19 protein-coding genes and 1 tRNA gene are annotated in these 20,265 nt (G+C 33.7%); 15 read left to right on the top strand and 5 right to left on the bottom strand.

Going from position 1 to position 20,265, the window contains the following annotated elements:
• The first annotated feature begins 215 nt into the window (after window positions 1-215).
• The 13 genes from KA893_RS03975 (at window position 216) to KA893_RS03915 (ending at window position 15,610) form a co-directional block, all read left to right on the top strand.
• Complete coding sequence (locus KA893_RS03975) at window positions 216-857, top strand: YfbR-like 5'-deoxynucleotidase (RefSeq protein WP_002483903.1); 642 nt, start codon at window positions 216-218, stop codon at window positions 855-857.
• Window positions 858-862: 5 nt separating this feature from the next.
• Entirely contained in the window at window positions 863-1,093 is a 231-nt protein-coding gene (locus KA893_RS03970; RefSeq protein ID WP_037538954.1) for a CsbA family protein, read from the top strand.
• A 333-nt stretch (window positions 1,094-1,426) separates the two neighbouring features.
• The gene (gene uvrB, locus KA893_RS03965; RefSeq protein ID WP_002483901.1) at window positions 1,427-3,409 is read left to right on the top strand and encodes an excinuclease ABC subunit UvrB; all 1,983 of its coding nucleotides are present in this window, start codon (window positions 1,427-1,429) and stop codon (window positions 3,407-3,409) included.
• A 5-nt stretch (window positions 3,410-3,414) separates the two neighbouring features.
• A complete protein-coding gene (gene uvrA / locus KA893_RS03960; protein ID WP_069825730.1) occupies window positions 3,415-6,252 on the top strand; it encodes an excinuclease ABC subunit UvrA in 2,838 nt (945 codons plus the stop codon).
• A gap of 301 nt (window positions 6,253-6,553) precedes the next feature.
• On the top strand, window positions 6,554-7,495 hold the full coding sequence (gene hprK / locus KA893_RS03955; RefSeq protein WP_002483899.1) for an HPr(Ser) kinase/phosphatase: 942 nt from the start codon (window positions 6,554-6,556) through the stop codon (window positions 7,493-7,495).
• The gene (lgt, locus tag KA893_RS03950) at window positions 7,492-8,328 is read left to right on the top strand and encodes a prolipoprotein diacylglyceryl transferase (protein ID WP_002483898.1); all 837 of its coding nucleotides are present in this window, start codon (window positions 7,492-7,494) and stop codon (window positions 8,326-8,328) included. The genes hprK and lgt overlap by 4 nt, the downstream gene beginning before the upstream one ends.
• Before the next feature lie 9 nt (window positions 8,329-8,337).
• A complete protein-coding gene (locus KA893_RS03945; protein ID WP_194375958.1) occupies window positions 8,338-8,814 on the top strand; it encodes an acyltransferase in 477 nt (158 codons plus the stop codon).
• Window positions 8,815-8,839: 25 nt separating this feature from the next.
• Window positions 8,840-10,276, top strand: a complete 1,437-nt coding sequence (locus tag KA893_RS03940) for a tetratricopeptide repeat protein (RefSeq protein WP_002483896.1) — start codon at window positions 8,840-8,842, stop codon at window positions 10,274-10,276.
• A gap of 65 nt (window positions 10,277-10,341) precedes the next feature.
• Window positions 10,342-11,286 (top strand): thioredoxin-disulfide reductase, encoded by a 945-nt coding sequence (gene trxB / locus KA893_RS03935; protein WP_002483895.1) that lies wholly within the window; start codon window positions 10,342-10,344, stop codon window positions 11,284-11,286.
• Between the two features lie 345 nt (window positions 11,287-11,631).
• Window positions 11,632-12,558 (top strand): RNase adapter RapZ, encoded by a 927-nt coding sequence (gene rapZ / locus KA893_RS03930; protein WP_002483894.1) that lies wholly within the window; start codon window positions 11,632-11,634, stop codon window positions 12,556-12,558.
• Complete coding sequence (locus tag KA893_RS03925) at window positions 12,545-13,543, top strand: gluconeogenesis factor YvcK family protein (protein ID WP_210125595.1); 999 nt, start codon at window positions 12,545-12,547, stop codon at window positions 13,541-13,543. Before rapZ ends, KA893_RS03925 begins: the two co-directional genes overlap by 14 nt.
• Before the next feature lie 38 nt (window positions 13,544-13,581).
• The gene (gene whiA, locus KA893_RS03920) at window positions 13,582-14,526 is read left to right on the top strand and encodes a DNA-binding protein WhiA (protein ID WP_002483892.1); all 945 of its coding nucleotides are present in this window, start codon (window positions 13,582-13,584) and stop codon (window positions 14,524-14,526) included.
• A 238-nt stretch (window positions 14,527-14,764) separates the two neighbouring features.
• Entirely contained in the window at window positions 14,765-15,610 is an 846-nt protein-coding gene (locus KA893_RS03915) for a YitT family protein (protein ID WP_002483891.1), read from the top strand.
• Between the two features lie 115 nt (window positions 15,611-15,725).
• On the opposite strand, the gene KA893_RS03910 is transcribed toward KA893_RS03915, so the two are convergent.
• The 3 genes from KA893_RS03910 to KA893_RS03905 all read right to left on the bottom strand — a co-directional run bounded on the left by KA893_RS03910 (window position 15,726) and on the right by KA893_RS03905 (window position 16,775).
• A complete protein-coding gene (locus KA893_RS03910; RefSeq protein ID WP_306505248.1) occupies window positions 15,726-16,127 on the bottom strand; it encodes an Ltp family lipoprotein in 402 nt (133 codons plus the stop codon).
• A 2-nt stretch (window positions 16,128-16,129) separates the two neighbouring features.
• Window positions 16,130-16,252, bottom strand: coding sequence for a hypothetical protein (locus tag KA893_RS14195; RefSeq protein ID WP_306505247.1), 123 nt, complete (start codon window positions 16,250-16,252; stop codon window positions 16,130-16,132).
• A gap of 451 nt (window positions 16,253-16,703) precedes the next feature.
• Window positions 16,704-16,775 (bottom strand) — tRNA-Arg (locus tag KA893_RS03905).
• A 153-nt stretch (window positions 16,776-16,928) separates the two neighbouring features.
• Here KA893_RS03905 and clpP point away from each other — a divergent pair.
• Window positions 16,929-17,513 (top strand): ATP-dependent Clp endopeptidase proteolytic subunit ClpP, encoded by a 585-nt coding sequence (gene clpP / locus KA893_RS03900; RefSeq protein ID WP_002483889.1) that lies wholly within the window; start codon window positions 16,929-16,931, stop codon window positions 17,511-17,513.
• A gap of 65 nt (window positions 17,514-17,578) precedes the next feature.
• Here clpP and KA893_RS03895 read toward each other — a convergent pair whose 3' ends face one another.
• Window positions 17,579-17,782, bottom strand: a complete 204-nt coding sequence (locus KA893_RS03895) for a hypothetical protein (protein WP_041079701.1) — start codon at window positions 17,780-17,782, stop codon at window positions 17,579-17,581.
• Window positions 17,783-17,805: 23 nt separating this feature from the next.
• Window positions 17,806-18,702, bottom strand: a complete 897-nt coding sequence (locus tag KA893_RS03890; protein ID WP_041079700.1) for a TIGR01777 family oxidoreductase — start codon at window positions 18,700-18,702, stop codon at window positions 17,806-17,808.
• A gap of 853 nt (window positions 18,703-19,555) precedes the next feature.
• On the opposite strand from KA893_RS03890, the gene KA893_RS03885 reads away from it, so the two are divergent.
• A complete protein-coding gene (locus KA893_RS03885) occupies window positions 19,556-20,212 on the top strand; it encodes a DUF4887 domain-containing protein (RefSeq protein WP_210125593.1) in 657 nt (218 codons plus the stop codon).
• Window positions 20,213-20,265: the final 53 nt, after the last annotated feature.

The following is a 20,265-nucleotide window of genomic DNA, read 5'->3' as shown; positions in this document are numbered from 1 at the left end:
ACCAACGTCATAGAAACAAATCCAATATTTTTGTACTACGCCCAGACTATACCTAAATCATTGATAACTATACCGTTGAAATATAACCTATTTTTATTATATGAGTTAAATTAAATGATTATTATTTTTCAATGATATTGATAAGACATTTAACGCGTTGAATGATATTATAAAATCAAGAATAATCAATTTTTAATAAACTAGGAGGCGATGTCATGGGTGTACATCAATATTTTAAACGTTTATCTGATTTGGAAAAATTAATTAGATTGCCGGGTAAATTTAAATATTTTGAGCATAACGTCGCTGCTCATTCATTCAAAGTGACAAAAATCGCTCAATATTTAGGTACTGTAGAGGAATATCATGGTAATGAAGTCGATTGGAAAAGTTTATATGAGAAAGCATTAAATCATGATTTTGCCGAAATATTTACTGGCGATATTAAGACACCGGTGAAATATGCAAGTGGAGAATTGAAAAAATTATTTTCTCAAGTAGAAGAAGAAATGGTAGACCATTTTATAAATGAGGAAATTCCAGAGCCATATCAAGCTATTTATCGTGAGCGATTACAAGAAGGTAAAGATGATTCCTTAGAAGGACAATTGTTGTCGGTTGCTGATAAAATTGACTTATTATATGAAACTTTCGGAGAAATACAAAAACGTAATCCAGAACAGTTATTTTTTGAAATTTATGAAATGTCACTAGAGACAATCATGCAATTTGATCATCTTAGCTCAGTTCAAGATTTTATCGAGAATATCATCCCAGAGATGCTAACAGAGAAATTCATACCAAGATCTGAATTGCGTGAAACAACAATGGCAATTTTAAATAATAGGAATGGGTGAACTCCATGATTTGGTATATATTGGCATCCTTTTTCCCATGTGTTTTTGTTATATTGTTCAGTGTGCTAACAAGAAGCAAATGGGTAGGTACAATATTGACTTTAATTTTAATAGGTGCATCAGTTGAAAAGGGGTTCTTTCATAATGAATGGATCATTTTCATAGATGTCGTTTCATTATTAGCGGGGTATCTTATCATCGACCAATTAGAGTTGCATAAAAAAGATGATGATTGAATAATAAGCATTGAGCAACCTAATTGCTATAATTAAATAAGAGATTTATAATAATATAACTTCAAAAATAAAGAAGTTTTTATGATATAAAATCAAATGGATGCAAACATGGTGACATACTATGTTTGTTTTTTCTTTATAAAAAGAAGTATTAAAACTACGAACAAATGTTTGTTTTTGTATTCATAAATCTGTTAATATATATAACGAGTATAGAACCATTCATCTGAATAAATGATATGTAAAGAATCAATATATGAACGTTTTAAGATAAACAAATTGTAATAGGTTCGAAATAAGAGATATAGACTTAATTAGGAGGCATGTGTCGCCATGGAACATTATCCGTTCAAACTGCATTCTGAATTTGAACCTCAAGGGGATCAGCCAGAAGCAATTCAAAAAATTGTAAATGGTGTTAATGAAGGGAAAAGACACCAAACGCTATTAGGCGCAACTGGTACTGGTAAGACATTTACGATGAGTAATGTAATCAAACAGGTTGGTAAACCAACACTGATTATCGCACATAATAAGACCTTAGCAGGCCAATTATATAGTGAGTTCAAAGAATTTTTTCCTGAAAATAGAGTGGAATACTTTGTAAGTTACTATGACTATTATCAACCAGAAGCCTATGTGCCTTCAACTGACACTTTTATAGAAAAAGACGCTTCAATCAATGATGAGATTGACCAGTTACGACATTCAGCTACCAGTGCGTTGTTTGAGAGAGATGACGTGATTGTGATTGCCAGTGTCAGTTGTATCTACGGTTTGGGTAATCCAGAAGAATACCGTGATTTAGTCGTTAGTATACGTGCTGGCATGGAGATGGATAGAAGTGAATTACTTAAAAAATTAGTGGACGTCCAATATACAAGAAATGATATAGATTTTAGACGCGGTACGTTTAGAGTTAGAGGAGATGTCGTTGAGATTTTCCCTGCATCTAGAGAAGAAATGTGTATCCGTGTAGAATTCTTTGGTGATGAGATTGATCGTATTCGTGAAGTAAATTACTTAACTGGAGAAGTATTAAGAGAACGCGATCATTTTGCAATCTTCCCAGCATCTCACTTCGTAACACGTGAAGAAAAAATGAAATCAGCAATTCAAAGAATTGAGAACGAATTAGAAGAACGTTTAGCTGAATTAAATGCAGAAAATAAATTGTTAGAAGCGCAACGTTTAGAGCAACGTACCAATTATGATTTAGAAATGATGAGAGAAATGGGATTCTGTTCGGGTATAGAAAATTATTCCGTTCACTTAACATTACGTCCTATGGGGTCAACACCTTATACATTACTTGATTATTTCGGAGATGACTGGTTAGTCATGATTGATGAGTCGCACGTAACTTTGCCGCAGATTAGAGGTATGTATAATGGTGACCGTGCTCGTAAACAAGTATTAGTTGACCACGGATTCCGTTTGCCGAGTGCACTAGATAATAGACCTTTAAAATTCGAGGAATTCGAAGAAAAAACGAAACAGTTGGTTTATGTTTCAGCCACACCAGGACCATTTGAACTTGAGCATACAGATGAGATGGTTCAACAAATCATACGTCCAACCGGTCTGTTAGATCCTAAGATTGAAGTGCGCCCTACAGAAAATCAAATTGATGATTTACTTGGTGAGATACAGGATCGAATCGATCGAAATGAGCGTGTACTTGTTACAACGTTGACTAAGAAAATGAGTGAAGATTTAACGACATATTTAAAAGAAGCAGGCATCAAAGTAAATTATCTGCATTCTGAAATTAAAACACTCGAACGTATAGAAATCATTAGAGATTTAAGAATGGGTACGTATGATGTCATTGTTGGAATTAACTTGTTAAGAGAGGGTATTGATATACCAGAAGTGTCTCTTGTTGTTATTTTAGATGCTGACAAAGAAGGATTTTTACGTTCTCAAAGATCACTTGTTCAGACAATTGGACGTGCCGCACGTAATAGTCGCGGGGAAGTTATCATGTATGGAGATAAAATTACTGACTCCATGCGCTATGCGTTAGATGAGACGGAACGTCGTCGTACGATACAAGAAGCATATAATGAAAAATATAACATTACGCCTACTACAATTAATAAAAAAATACATGACGTGATTAGTGCTACTGTTGAAAACGATGAAACAAATGAGCAACAACAAACAGAAGTACCGAAGAAAATGACGAAGAAAGAACGCGAAAAAACAATTGCAAATATAGAAAAAGAAATGAAGCAAGCCGCAAAAGATTTAGATTTCGAAAAAGCCACAGAGCTTAGAGATATGCTATTTGAATTAAAAGCAGAAGGGTGACACAAATGAAGCAACCATCCATTGTAGTTAAAGGGGCACGTGCCCACAATTTAAAAAATGTAGATATTGAAATACCAAAAGATAAATTAATAGTTATGACAGGGCTTTCCGGTTCAGGAAAGTCATCACTTGCTTTCGATACAATATATGCAGAAGGTCAACGCAGATATGTTGAATCTCTCAGTGCCTATGCACGACAATTTTTAGGTCAAATGGATAAACCGGATGTCGATACGATTGAAGGTTTATCACCAGCGATTTCAATTGATCAAAAAACAACTAGTAAAAACCCAAGATCTACTGTTGCGACAGTCACAGAAATTTATGATTATATTCGTTTACTATATGCGCGTATCGGTAAACCTTTTTGCCCTAACCATGGTATTGAAATAGAATCACAAACAGTTCAACAAATGGTTGACCAAGTGATGAAATTAGAAGCACGTTCTAAAATTCAAATCTTAGCACCTGTGGTTTCTCATAGAAAGGGCGCTCAAGAAAAACTGATAGACGATATAACAAAAAAAGGTTATGTACGTGTACGTGTTGATGGAGAAATATTAGATGTCAATGAAGTACCAGCCTTAGATAAAAATAAAAATCATACAATTGAGGTAGTAGTTGACCGTCTTGTTGTCAAAGAGGGTATCGAAACGCGTTTAGCTGACTCCATTGAGACGGCGTTACAATTGTCAGAAGGAACGCTCATTGTCGATATCATTGACGGTGAAGAATTGAAGTTCTCAGAAAATCATGCTTGTCCGATTTGTGGTTTTTCAATTGGTGAGTTAGAGCCACGTATGTTTAGTTTTAATAGTCCGTTTGGTGCTTGCCCTACATGTGATGGATTAGGTCAGAAATTAACGGTTGATTTAGAGTTAGTCGTACCAGATACGAGTAAAACCTTAAATGAAGGTGCAATCGTTGCTTGGGAATCATCGAGTTCGGATTTTTATCCTACGATATTAAAACGCGTGTGCGAAGTGTTTAAAATTAACATGGACAAACCATTTAAAAAATTAACTGACAGACAAAAAGATATTATTTTATACGGATCTAAAGGTAAAGAAATAGACTTCACATTTACGCAACGTAACGGCCAATCTCGTAAACGTACGATGGCGTTTGAAGGTGTTATAAATAATATCAGTAGACGATACCATGATTCTCCTTCTGAATTAGTAAGAGAAATGATGAGTAAGTACATGACTGAGTTACCTTGTGAAACGTGTCATGGTAAACGTTTAAGTCGCGAAGCTTTATCAGTTTATGTAGATGGGAAAAATATTGGTGACGTCGTTGAGCGTTCAATTAAAGACGCATTAGATGCCTATAATCATATTGCGCTTTCAGAACAAGACCAAAAAATTGCCAATCAAATATTGAAAGAAATTAATTCTAGATTAGAATTTTTATATAATGTAGGACTAGAATACTTAACTTTAAATCGTGCATCTGGTTCTTTATCTGGTGGCGAAGCGCAACGTATCCGTCTAGCAACACAAATTGGTTCTAGACTTTCTGGCGTCTTATATGTATTAGATGAACCATCCATAGGTTTACATCAAAGAGATAACGATAGATTAATTAGCACTTTAAAAGAAATGCGTGATTTAGGTAATACGTTAATCGTTGTTGAACACGATGATGATACCATGCGTGCAGCAGACTATTTAGTGGATGTTGGTCCTGGCGCTGGTGAGCATGGTGGTGAGATTGTTGCAAGTGGTACACCTAAACAAGTTATGAGCAACAAACACTCTTTAACCGGACAATATTTAAGCGGCAAAAAACGCATTGAAGTGCCAGAAGCAAGAAGAGACATTACTGATCGCAAAATTATTGTTAAAGGTGCGCGTAGTAATAATTTAAAAGGCATTGATGTAGATTTCCCATTATCAACGATGACTGTTGTAACGGGTGTTTCAGGTTCTGGTAAGAGTACTTTAGTTAATGAAGTGCTTTATAAATCTTTAGCGAAACAAATCAATAAATCTAAAGTGAAACCAGGTGAATATGATGAAATTAATGGTATAGATCAATTAGACCGAATTATAGATATTGATCAATCGCCTATTGGACGTACGCCAAGATCAAATCCAGCTACGTATACTGGGGTTTTTGATAATATTAGAGATATATTTGCACAAACAAATGAATCTAAAGTCAGAGGTTATACCAAAGGTCGTTTTAGTTTTAATGTTAAAGGTGGTCGCTGTGAAGCTTGTAAAGGCGATGGTATCATTAAAATTGAAATGCACTTTTTACCAGATGTCTACGTACCGTGTGAAGTTTGTGGTGGCACGAGATATAATCGTGAAACGCTTGAAGTAACTTATAAAGGGAAAAATATTGCAGAAATCCTAGCGATGACTGCTGAAGAAGCGACGGCATTTTTCGAAAATGTTCCGAAAATTCATCGTAAGTTAAAAACGTTAGTAGATGTTGGTTTAGGTTATGTTACATTAGGTCAACCTGCGACAACGTTATCTGGTGGTGAAGCACAGCGTGTGAAACTTGCATCAGAATTACACAAACGTTCAACAGGACGCTCCATTTATATACTCGACGAACCTACAACAGGTTTACATGTGGATGACATCAGTAGATTACTGAAAGTTTTAAACAAGTTAGTTGAGAATGGTGACACTGTGGTTATTATTGAACATAATTTAGATGTCATTAAAATGGCAGACCATATTATTGATTTAGGTCCAGAAGGTGGCGACGGTGGAGGTACTGTTGTTGCAACGGGTACACCTGAAAAGATTGCAGAAGTAGAAGCAAGTTATACTGGTAAATATTTAAAACCAGTCTTAGAAAGAGACACGGTAAAACAATAGCAATTATATCGTCTCTATTTTCCAACAACATAACAAAGCTCTTGCGACACCATGTAACATGTGTGAAGCAAGAGCTTTTTTGTGATTGTTAACCTTTGATAACATGTCGCAAACATAAAATGTTAAGTTTATCGTTAATTTTAAAATGAATCAGCTTTTAATAAGAAATATCGTATATAATTTATATAAGGCATATATTAAAATATACTTCGTCTGCACTTTTTAATATAGATTATTAGTTCTTTTTGATATGATATGAACATAGTACAAATGCAGAAGAAAGAATGATAGAGGTGAACGCATGTTAACTACACAGAGTTTAGTAGAACGCTTTAAGCTTGAAGTAATCACAGGTGAAGCGGGTTTAAATAAACAAATTAAAAATACTGATATATCAAGACCGGGTTTAGAAATGGCAGGTTATTTCTCTCATTATGCCTCTGACCGTATTCAATTATTAGGAACTACTGAGTTATCTTTCTATAATTTATTGCCTGATGAAGAACGGAAAGGACGTATGAGAAAATTATGTCGTCCAGAAACACCAGCGATTATAGTGACAAGAGATTTAGAACCTCCGGAAGAACTTATAGAAGCTGCGAAAGAACACGAAACGCCATTGATCACGTCCACAATTGCCACAACTCAATTGATGAGTCGTTTGACTACCTTTTTAGAGCATGAACTCGCTAGAACGACTTCATTGCATGGTGTGCTTGTTGATGTTTACGGTGTTGGTGTGTTAATCACAGGCGATTCTGGTATAGGTAAAAGTGAAACAGCGCTGGAATTAATCAAACGCGGTCACAGACTTGTAGCTGATGATAATGTTGAAATCAGAGAAATTAGTAAAGATGAATTAATAGGTCGTGCACCTAAATTAATTGAACATTTGTTAGAAATTAGAGGACTAGGCATTATAAATGTTATGACTTTATTTGGTGCCGGTTCAATTCTGACTGAGAAGCGCCTGCGTTTAAATATTCACTTAGAAAATTGGCATAAAGAAAAACTATACGACCGTGTAGGGCTAAACGAAGAAACATTACGTATTTTAGACACAGAAATAACGAAAAAAACCATTCCAGTAAGACCAGGTCGTAACGTGGCGGTGATTATTGAAGTAGCTGCGATGAACTATAGACTGAATATCATGGGTATCAATACAGCAGAAGAATTTAATGACCGTTTAAATGCGGAAATTTTGCGTAATGGTAATCATAGTGAGGGGAATAATCAATGATGACGTTAAGCTATATCGATCCGATTGCGTTTGAATTAGGACCGATTTCAGTACGTTGGTATGGCATTATTATTGCTATGGGCATACTGCTAGGTTACTTTATTGCACAAGCAAGCGTGAAACGTATTGGATTCCATCAAGATACACTCGTCGATATTATATTTTGGAGTGCCATATTTGGTTTTATTGTTGCTAGAATATATTTCGTTATTTTTCAGTGGCCGTATTATGTACAACATCCAATTGAAATCCCAATGATTTGGCAGGGTGGTATTGCCATACATGGTGGTCTTATTGGTGGATTCGTAACGGGTATTATTATTTGTAAACAAAAAAATATTAATCCATTTCAAATTGGTGATGTGATTGCGCCAAGTATGATTTTAGGACAAGGTATTGGAAGATGGGGAAACTTTATGAACCATGAAGCGCATGGGGGCACAGTTTCTAAATCTTTCCTTGAAAACTTACATATTCCTGACTTTATAATTAATAATATGTATATTGATGGAAAATACTATCAACCAACATTCCTTTATGAGTCTATTTGGGATGTGTTAGGATTTGTTATCTTAATTCTATTAAGAAAACACTTACGTATTGGTGATACCTTCTGTCTCTATTTAATTTGGTATTCCATTGGCAGGTTCTTTGTAGAAGGCATGCGTACGGATAGTTTAATGCTTGCAGGTGATATCCGAATTGCCCAATTAATGTCCATTATTTTAATCATAATAGGTGTCGTCATAATGATTGTTAGACGTGTTAAATATGATGCGCCACGTTATAAAGCTGTTGGTCCATTATCATGGCCAAGTAAAGAAGTGAAGTGATAGTCATTTATGCGTAATTTAAAGAAACAACAAGTTCAAGGTGAAAATCCTTTATGGCATATGTATCGTTTTGTCAAAGGAATGAAAATGTTTAAACAAACGTTAATTATTGAAGTTTGCCGTTATTTGCCTAATGTGAAATTAAAACATTGGGCATATCGTAAATTATTGAAAATGGATATCGGGGCTCATACAGCATTCGCTTTCAAAGTAGTTCCTGATTTATTGTATCCTGAATACATCACGATTGGTAAAAATTGTGTGATTGGCTATAATTCAACGATTTTAACACATGAATTTTTAGTAGATGCATTTACTACAGGCCCTGTGAAAATTGGGGATCATACCTTGATTGGTGCCAATGTGACCATCCTACCAGGCGTTACCATTGGTAATCATGTTAAGATTGGTGCGGGTTCTATTGTATCCAAAGATATTCCAGATCATGCATTAGCGTATGGGAATCCCATACTAATAATAAAATAAAGAAACATTTAGGAGGTGACGAAGGATGGCGCATAAAGACAATGTAATACCAATGAAATTAGATAGTCAATTTTATAAAAAATTAGGTGATCAAAAATTTCATCAACAAGAATATAAAAAAGCGGCATCTTACTTCGCTAAAGTGCTTGAAATGTCACCTCAGGATTTTGAAACAAAAGTAAAATATTCGGAGTGTTTAGTTAGTTTAGGTATAGGTAGCAAGGCTGAACATCTTTTTTATGAAAGTATTGCACAAGGTGAAGAAGTTGAAGAAAGTTATTTTCAATTAAGCCAGTTAAATATAACGATGAATGAAGCCAATAAAGCATTTTTATTTGGTATTAACTATGTAACAATATCTGGTGATGAGGATTATAAAGAAGAACTTGAAGAAATGTTTGAAGTCTCATATCATACACCTGAAAAAATAGAGACAGAAAGTAAATTATTTGCGATTCAACTTATTTTCCAATATTTATTTTCACAAGGCCGCTTACCAGAGGCTCGAAATTTTATTTTAAATCAAAGTACTGACATTCAAGAACACCGCGTCGTACGTAATTTATTAGCAATGTGTTATTTATATTTAAACGAATACGAAACTGCTAAAGAAATGTTTGAACGTTTATTAAGCGAGGACAACACAGATGTGCATGCTTTATGTCATTATACATTGTTGCTATATAACACGAATGATAGTGAAAAATATCATCGCTACTTAAAAATATTAAACAAAGTAATGCCGATGAATGAAGATGAGTCATTTAAATTAGGTATCGTGCTCTGTTATTTAAAACAATATGAAGCTTCGCAAAAGATTCTACAACCACTCTATAGAAGAGGAAAGTTCCTTTCGATTCAAATGTATAATGCACTCAGCTATAATCATTATCATTTAGGCAATCTTGAAGAAAGTAAATTCTTTTGGACAAAATTACAAGAAATTTCTAAAGTTGATGTTGGCCATGCACCTTGGGTTATTGAAGAGAGCAAAGCGTATTTTGACCAACAAGTATTGCCGTTATTGTTGAATGATAATAGCCACCATAGATTATATGGCATCTTTTTATTAAACCAATTAAAGGGTCGTGAAGTACTCTTAACCCAAGAAATTTGGGGTGTACTAGAATCTATGAATGATTATGAGAAACTCTATTTGACTTATTTAATTCAAGATTTAAAATTAAATAAATTAGATTTTATTCACAAAGGCATGTTAATGCTTTATGATATTGAGGCATTGAAAAATAATGAAGATTTATTTATAGTATGGATTGATCAAGCAGAAGCGATTATTTCGGAAAAAGTTGACCTAGCAAATGTTAGTGATTATGTTGCTGCATTTGTATATATGTATTTTCGTCATTCTGAAATCAAAGTTACAAAGCAACAAGTTTTAGAGTGGTTTAAAATTTCATCTTACCGTTTAAATAAGACGATAGATTATTTAGTGAGCATATAAGTTTATAAAATGCAAGTAATCATATATACTTCGCATATTGAATTAATAAACAGGAGGCAATTAAAATGGCTGAACAAGTGGATTTTGATATTGCAATTATTGGTGCAGGCCCAGCAGGTATGACTGCAGCAGTTTATGCATCTCGCGCAAACTTAAGTACTGTAATGATAGAACGTGGCATGCCTGGTGGACAAATGGCAAATACGGAAGAAGTTGAAAACTTTCCAGGATTTGAAATGGTAACAGGTCCGGACTTATCTACAAAAATGTTTGAACATGCGAAAAAATTTGGTGCACAATATCAATATGGTGACATTAAATCAATCGAAGATAAAGGCGCATATAAAGAAGTGAACCTAGGAAATAAAGTAATCACTGCACATGCAGTTATTATCTCAACAGGTGCAGAATATAAAAAAATTGGTGTGCCAGGTGAACAAGAACTTGGTGGCCGTGGTGTAAGTTATTGTGCAGTTTGTGATGGTGCATTCTTTAAAGGTAAAAAATTATTTGTTATTGGTGGCGGTGATTCAGCCGTTGAGGAAGGCACATTCCTTACAAAATTTGCGGATAGCGTAACCATTGTACACCGTAGAGATGAATTACGTGCGCAAAAAATATTACAAGATCGCGCATTTAAAAATGAAAAAATTGATTTTATCTGGAGCCACACACTAAAAACAATTAACGACAAAGATGGTAAAGTAGGATCAGTCACATTAGAATCAACAAAAGATGGTTCTGAACAAACATTAGATGCGGATGGTGTATTTATTTATATTGGTATGAAACCACTGACAGTACCTTTCCAAGATTTAGGTATTACAAATGAAGTCGGTTATGTCTTAACGAATGAAGATATGAGTACAAGCATTCCTGGTATTTACGCAGCAGGCGATGTACGTGAAAAAGGTTTACGTCAAATCGTTACTGCAACAGGTGATGGTAGTATTGCAGCACAAAGTGCTATCGCATATATTGAACACATCAAAGATACAATAGAAGCATAATCAATCGTGTGATTGTGTTGTATAATAGAATTTAGTTAAAGCTAGAACATGATGCTCAGACATAACTGAAAGCATTGTGCTCTAGCTTTTTACATAAGGATATATATTTATCTATGTTTATAATTGAAGTCTTATGGTTATAGGAGTTAAATTGCAGCCACAGCTAACTTCAATATTAAAGTGATAATGCTACTACCTAAGACCTTTTTCATGTAAAATGAAATATGATAGCATAAGATTGTTAGACTTATTTGAAGTGAAATGAATCACATCACTTTAAAATATGAACTGTTAACAACGAAGTAACATTTTATGATTAAATAAATCAACGAATGGTGTGAAAAGATGCAACCGGATGAAAAAGAAATAGTAAAAAGTGAATTATTAGTCGTTACAGGTTTATCAGGTGCTGGGAAATCTGTAGTCATTCAAAGTCTAGAAGATATCGGTTATTTCTGTGTAGACAACTTACCGCCGATACTTTTACCTAAATTTGTAGAATTGATGGGGCAAGGTAATCCATCATTACAAAAAGTTGCAATTGCAATCGATTTAAGAGGGAAAGAATTGTTTAAATCATTAATCCACGAAATGGATTTAATTAAAAGTAACTCTGATGTGATTGTGGATATGATGTTCTTGGAAGCATCTAATGAGCGTTTAATTTCTAGATATAAAGAAACAAGACGTGCGCATCCGTTAAATGGAAATGGACAACGTTCATTGATAGAATCGATAAATGAAGAACGTGAGTTATTAACAGAAATTAAAAGTCTAGCGAACTATACGATTGATACGACGCAAATGAAACCAAAAGAATTGCGTAAACGCATTGGTGACTATTTCAATAAGAGCAATGTACAAACATTTAACATTAATGTAACGAGTTTTGGATTTAAGCATGGTATTCAAATGGATGCAGACTTAGTATTCGATGTGAGATTTTTACCGAATCCACACTATGTTGATGAGTTAAGACCACTCACAGGAGAAGATGAAGCGGTTTATAAATATGTTATGAAATGGAAAGAAACAAATATATTTTATGAAAAATTAATAGATTTATTGAAATTTATGGTACCAGGATATAAAAAAGAAGGTAAATCACAACTGGTTATCGCAATCGGTTGTACTGGTGGTCAACACCGTTCAGTCGCATTAGCCAAACGTATCGGAGCAGAACTTAACGAAAGTTTTAATTACAATGTGTATGTGCATCACAGGGATGCACATGTTGAAAGTGGCGTGAAACATAAAGATGAGAAGAATTAAACTTGTACTAATAGGTGGCGGTACAGGCTTATCCGTTTTAGCTCGAGGCCTTAAAGATTACCCAATAGATATTACGACAATTGTCACAGTTGCCGATGATGGTGGGAGCACAGGAAAAATAAGAAATGAAATGGATATACCTGCACCTGGAGATATAAGAAATGTAATTTCTGCATTAAGTGAAACTGAGTCAACTTTAGAACAACTTTTCCAATATCGTTTTAAAGAAAACCAAGTTGAAGGTCATTCGCTTGGCAATTTACTGATTGCCGCGTTAACGAATATTACGGATGATTTTGGACATGCAGTTAAAGAATTAAGTAAGATTTTAAATATTAGAGGTTGTGTTATTCCGTCCACTAATACAAGTGTGCGTTTAAGTGCAGTCATGGAAGACGGAGAAATCGTATATGGCGAGTCTAAGATTCCTAAAAAAAATAAAAAAATCGAACGTGTATTTTTAGAACCTGAAGATGTAAAACCGATGGAAGAAGCAGTTGAAGCGATTGAAGAGGCAGATTTAATTGTTATGGGGCCAGGTTCTTTATATACAAGTGTCATTTCAAATTTATGCGTAAAAGGTATCGCAGATGCATTACTTAAAGTAGATGCCCCTAAATTGTATGTTTCAAATGTAATGACACAGCCAGGTGAAACGAATAATTATTCTGCTGTCGATCATGTCAATGCTATCCATGATCACATGGGTGCGAAATGTATTAACTATGTTATTTGTAGCACGCAAAATTTTCACGGTAATGTATTAGAACGCTATAGAGAAGAAAATGCAGAACCTGTAAAATGCAACACGACAGATATGGAAGCACAGAATATTAAAGTCTTTACACATCCTGATTTAGTAGAAGTGTCTTCAGAAGATTACGTGCGCCATAACACTGAAGTACTTTCAAAAATGATCTATGAAATCGCTATGAGAGAAACGGCGACAATTGAGTTTAATCGAGATAAAGATCATAACGAATAAGCCAGACAATAAACTTATAAGAAGGGACTGATTGAATCATGAGCTTTGCATCAGATATGAAAAATGAACTTACTAGAATTGAAGTAGATGAAAAAAATGCAAAAGCAGAGCTCAGTGCGCTTATTCGAATGAATGGTGCACTCAGTCTATCCAATCAACAGTTTGTTATTAACGTTCAAACCGAAAATGCAACAACAGCAAGACGGATTTATTCGTTAATAAAAAAAGTGTTTAATGTGGAAGTGGAACTACTCGTACGCAAGAAAATGAAATTGAAAAAGAATAATATCTATATTTGTCGTATTAAGGCAAGAGCCAGAGAAATATTAGATGATTTAGGTATTTTAAAAAATGGTGTCTTTACCCATGAAATCGATGAAACTATGATTCATGATGATGAAATGCGTCGCAGTTATTTGAGAGGTGCCTTTCTAGCTGGTGGTTCTGTCAATAATCCAGAAACGTCATCTTATCATTTAGAGGTTTTTTCGTTATATGAAGACCATTCTGAAGGTATCACACAATTAATGAATGCATATGAATTAAATGCAAAACATCTAGAACGTAAGAAAGGCAGCATTGCTTACTTAAAAGAAGCAGAAAAAATATCCGATTTTTTAAGTTTGATAGGTGGTTATCAAGCACTTTTGAAATTTGAAGATGTTCGTATTGTTCGAGATATGAGAAATTCTGTGAATCGATTGGTTAATTGTGAGACAGCCAATTTAAATAAAACTGTAAGCGCAGCCATGAAACATGTAGAAAGTATACATTTAATTGATAAAGAAATTGGTTTAGACAACCTTCCAGATAGATTGCGTGAGATCGCAAAATTAAGAATTGAGCATCAAGAAGTTTCATTAAAAGAATTAGGTGAAATGATGTCCACGGGAAAAATATCTAAATCTGGTGTGAATCATAGATTAAGAAAGTTAAATGAGATGGCTGATAAATTAAGAAGCGGTGAGCCTATCGAACTATAGCACATAAGGTGTATCATCAGTTTTGCATGGTTATCTCTTAATTTGAAAAAGAATTAAGTGTAAATTGAATTTCTTCTAGTCACACATAAAATAAATATGCTAATATAATGAAAAGTATGAATTTCAATTAATGACGCCTCATGGAGGTGTCTTTTTTAATATTTAGGCATTACTTGATGAATATTGAACATATTATTTATAAACCATAATAATAAAATAGTGAAAAGGGAGGGTATTTATGAAAAATTTGATAAACAAGCATTATAAAAACATTATATTCTGTTTAATTGGTACATTCATAAATGCGATTGGCGTAAACTGTTTTTTACTTGGATCAAACCTAGGTGATGGCGGCACAGTAGGGATATCATTATCTCTTATGTATGCATTCGGTTTATCGCCAGCGTGGACCTCATTTATTATCAATACCGTTGTCGTATTTGTAGGGTGGAAATTTTTAAGTAAAACGGTAGCGGTCTACACCGTTATTTCCAACACTGCGTTGTCTCTATTTTTACATTTAACTGAAAATATTAATCTAGGTGTAGATAATTTTGTTATTAATTCTTTATTTGGGGGCGCTGTGATTGGTATCGGTGCAGGGCTAGTAATTTCTACTGGTAGTACACTGGGTGGTACATCAGTCATTGCGAAAATTGTAAATAAATATTCCGAGATCAAAACGTCACAAGGAATTTTTATACTAGATGCGCTCGTTGTTCTTTCATTCTTAATGGTACTACCATTAGAAAATGTGCTGTTTACGATTATTATGTTATTTGTTACGGAACGTGCCACGTCCTTCATTATCGAAGGTTTCAATCCGAAAAAAGCAGTTACAGTGATTTCTAGCAAAAGTGATTTAATTAGTGATAAAATCAATGCGTTTACCGGTAGAGGGTCAACCATATTAACTGGTAAAGGTGGTTATGGAAAGTCAGAAACACATATGTTGTACGTCGTTGTACCGCAATCACAAGTTACAAGAGTCAAGAAACTGGTAAATGAAGTGGATGAAAATGCATTCCTAGTGATTCACGATGTACGTGATGTTTTAGGCAGTACCTTTATAAATATGAATTAAGAGGCAAAAAAAAACGATATTTCGGTTTCAATACCGAAATATCGTTTCTTTAATGTTAAGTTTAATTAAGTCCCATCAACAATAATTAAAGTTGAATTAGGGCTTTAGAAGTTCACTATTTATCTAATTGATCAATAGCGTATTGCGCTTGTTCGTCCGTGAATCGTTCAATATCTGATGTTAATTTATTGTATATTGCATTGTTTGACATATCCTGTGTATCAGCATAATCTTTAGCTTTTTCGAGAGCATTCTTTTTATAATTCGCTTTTAAATTATCTACTGCGTATTGTGCATCTGATTCTTTAAAACCATCAGCTTCAGACGTTAATTGATTATAGATGCCATCTTTTGACATGTGCATAACGTTCGAATAGGTTTTCGCTTTATTTAATGCAGATTTTTCTTCTCTAGAAGCACTACTGTTGTTTGAATTGTTTGATGAATTATCATTAGTGTCTACGTTGCCTAGGTTTGCAGTACATGCTGAGATGCCTATAATGATAATTACTAACAAAATTAAACAACCGCAACCAGATCCACAACCCCAAAACCAACCTTTACTAATTTTTTCGATTTTTGTTGATTTTGATGCGCTTGGTATTCTATCCACTGCGCATCACTAATTTGCTTGTCTGCCAATGTCTCATTTCCCCTTTGTAAAATAATCTAATCTTTACAAGTGTATCAAATGATTGTAAATTTAAAATGAATTTTTTTATTACTAATTATCTTTACGTTTATATATTGTTCAATATAAAAAGCGTGAATTTTGTGTATATATTAAGAATTGATTTTTAAGTATCTCATTTAGATAAGGATGTATTTTTAATAATTAAGATAATTTGGTACTTAATATCATAATCAGTGTGGAAAATTACATTTCTCAGTGTAATCCATTTTTTATTAATAGAATTTTAAAAAATGAAAAAATCAGATCGAGAATCATTTTTTGATGTCTCGGTCTGATTGATTGTACAAGTAGGGGATGACTTAAGTAGGAATATAAAATACATGAGATTGAACTCGTGTGCGCTTTATATTGGTTATCTTCCCTTTTTAATTTGAAAAGTATACTTTTATTACTTATTAGTCCCCTCGAAGGGAATCGAACCCCTATCTTAAGAACCGGAATCTTACGTGTTATCCATTACACTACGAGGGGGTAAAGACGCATTAATATAAGTGTACAAATCTTAACGAAAACGGTCAATAAGAATAATTCAACTTTCATAAAATTTTTGAGCGTTATTTTTTGACCATGTTTGACTTTTAGGTTAAAATAAGTTTATCAGTTAGAAATAAGGAGGCAATATTAATGAATTTAATACCTACAGTAATTGAAACAACAAACCGTGGGGAACGTGCATATGACATTTACTCACGTTTATTAAAAGACCGTATTATAATGTTAGGTTCTCAAATCGATGATAATGTAGCAAACTCTATTGTTTCTCAATTATTATTCTTACAAGCACAAGATGCAGAAAAAGATATCTATCTTTATATCAATTCACCAGGTGGTAGTGTAACTGCTGGTTTCGCTATTTACGATACAATCCAACACATCAAACCAGATGTACAAACAATTTGTATCGGTATGGCTGCATCAATGGGGTCATTCTTACTTGCAGCAGGTGCAAAAGGTAAACGTTTTGCATTACCAAACGCTGAAGTAATGATCCACCAACCATTAGGTGGCGCGCAAGGACAAGCGACTGAAATTGAAATTGCTGCTAATCATATTCTTAAAACACGTGCTAAATTAAACCAAATTTTAGCTGAACGTACTGGTCAATCAATTGAAAAAATTGAGCAAGATACAGATCGTGATAATTTCTTATCAGCTGAAGAAGCTAAAGACTATGGTCTTGTTGACCAAGTTATGGTACCAGAATCATAAGATTTAATTTCATTAAAAAAGCCAAGCTACATAATTAGTAGCTTGGCTTTTCTATTTATCTCACATTATGAATTGTTATTAACTTTAAGTCTACGATAGTTGTGCCAAATTAATTTAATGGCTACAAATGTTACACAGATACCACTTATTACCAATATTGATGATATAAATAGCATAGTTAAATTTTGTTCAAAAGCACAGATACCATTAATTAATAATAACAATCCAGCGATAAATAATAAGGCATGTGTTAATCGATCTGTCTTCATGATTCATTTCGCTTCCTATTCACTTAATGTACTAAATCTTCGAGTGCGATTTTTAAATCAGGGTATTTAAATTTGAAATGAGTTGCTTGTAATTTATTAGGTATTACTTTTTGTGTATCGAGCACAACAGTCGACATTTGACCTAAAGCTAATCTAATGGCTAACGATGGGACCCATGTATGATGAGGGCGATGAGAAACGCGTGCAAGTGTATACCCAAACATGTTTTGATGTTCTACAATCGGTGCAGTAAAGTTAAATACACCTCGTGCACTTTCCGTATTGATAGTATGGAGCAAGGCTCTCACTAAATCATCTATATGAATCCAAGAATACCATTGTCTTCCTGAACCTAATTTTCCACCAAGATAAAAGTCATAAGGCAATTTCATCATTGGTAGTGCGCCGCCATCATTAGACAAGACCATTCCAAACCGACCAATAACGACACGCGTACCAAGCGTTTCAAATTGGCGAGCCATTCTTTCCCATTGATATACGACTTCCGATAAAAAATCAAAAGGAAGTGTTTTATATAATTCAGTATACGTACGATATAAGTCTGGTTTATAGTAACCAACAGCACTCGCATTGAATAATACTTCTGGTTTATGTTTACGATTTTGAAATAATTCGAATAAAGCTTGTGTAGCTTGTATACGACTTAGCATAATGGTTTGTTTATAGGATTTAGTCCATCGTTTATTTAAACTAGCACCTGCAAGGTTAATGACGATATCGATATCAGGTATTTCATTTTCCCAATTTGATTGAGACCAATTGACGTAGGAAATCTTAGGGTGTGATGAAGTCATATCCTGTCTAGTTAAAATCGTTATATGCGCATCACTTTGTATGATAGCTTTAACTAATTGCGATCCTATCATACCTGTACCACCTGTAATTAAATAATGTTTCATTTTATCACCTCATAATTTAGTAATGCCTAATGTTGGAATGATTAGAGAGAATCAATCGAATCACATTTGAAGGTCATAATTTTTTCATTGTTTGTTCAATAATATGTCATTTACTCGTATTAAGAACTATTTAAAATAAAGAGCATTCATTTTATAATTGAGATACCTTCGATATTAATTAATCATCTCTTAATTATTTCGAGTATACCCCATAATATACTAACGAAGGTAAAATTTTGACTCCCTTTAGTAGTGGCCTGTACGCATTGCGTATAGGCCTATATTTATATGTTAACGCAATTTGCTTTGTGTAACTATCTTTTTACATTTAAGTCAAAACATTTTATAAGGATATGAAGGTCGTTATGCCCTATAAAGTAAGTATAGAAATTATTCCAGTGGCTATGAATAACAAAATAATAATCATCATAAAGAAGGGGAACCGCTTTTTATCTCGGTCTTTTGATTCGTAATGATCGTTATCGATCATAATTTGACGCAGACCTCTTTTTTGAGATGATTTTTGCTCCACTAATTCATCAAATGGATCATGCTTTTTCAATTTTAGAACACATCCTGTTATATTAATGTTATAGCTTATTCATATTAATAATAAAAATTTACAAAAGTATTGAAAACGAAGATTACTATAGATCAATATTAAACTATAGTATTAAATTTTAAGTTATATATGTATTTTACTATACATATGTCGTTAAGATAACATCTAGGTTAAAAAATAGTTAATGAGTTTAATTAATAAATGAAATAGTGTAAAATATACATTTGTTATTGAAAGCATGCGCATAAATGAAAACAAATGTTATGATATAAATTGAAGTGAGGGGAGCATATGCCAAACCATAATCCGAACAACAAGAAAATGAGTGGTTTTGCGAAAATTGTAAGTGGATTAATCGTATTATTATTAGTAGGTGGATTAATTTTTGCTATTTTTGCATTTGTAGATCATTCAAACAAAGCGAATGAACGTTTAGCAGATCAGAAACAAGAAGAAAAAGATAAGAAAGAAAAACAGAAGACAAAAGAAGAAAAAGACAAAAAAGATAAAGAGAAATCTACACAAGAGTCTCAACAAACACAACAAACGCAGCAAACGCAGCAAACAGTTCAAACGCAACAACAAACACAGCAAACGCAACAGACGCAGCAAACACAACAGCCAGCAACGACTGAGCCTCGTACAACAGAAGAAAAATCACCTGAAAAAACGAAAGAAGCTACCACAGAAGAAAAAACAACTGAAGAACGTTCTACTGAAGAAAAAACACGTGAGCCTTCAACAGAAGAAAAAACAACCGAGGAGAAAACTTCTGAACCTTCAACGGAAGAAAAAACATCTGAACCATCGACTGAAGAGAAAAAACCAGAACCATCAACTCAACAAAGAAGTTCTCAAAATAATACACAAGAAAGATCAGCACAAAGCAACAATAATGGTTCAAGTACCAATGAACGCTCAAGCGAGTCATCTTCAGAAGATGACTAAATATAATTAATAGGACTGCGAAATCGATGTTAATCATATGATTTCAAGGTCCT

Origin of the sequence: Staphylococcus sp. GDY8P126P (assembly GCF_017891965.1) — a bacterium.
In the GTDB taxonomy this organism is placed as follows: Bacteria; Bacillota; Bacilli; order Staphylococcales; family Staphylococcaceae; genus Staphylococcus; species Staphylococcus saprophyticus.
Note: the sequence above shows the minus strand (reverse complement) of the source record. Positions and strands in the feature narration are given on the sequence as shown.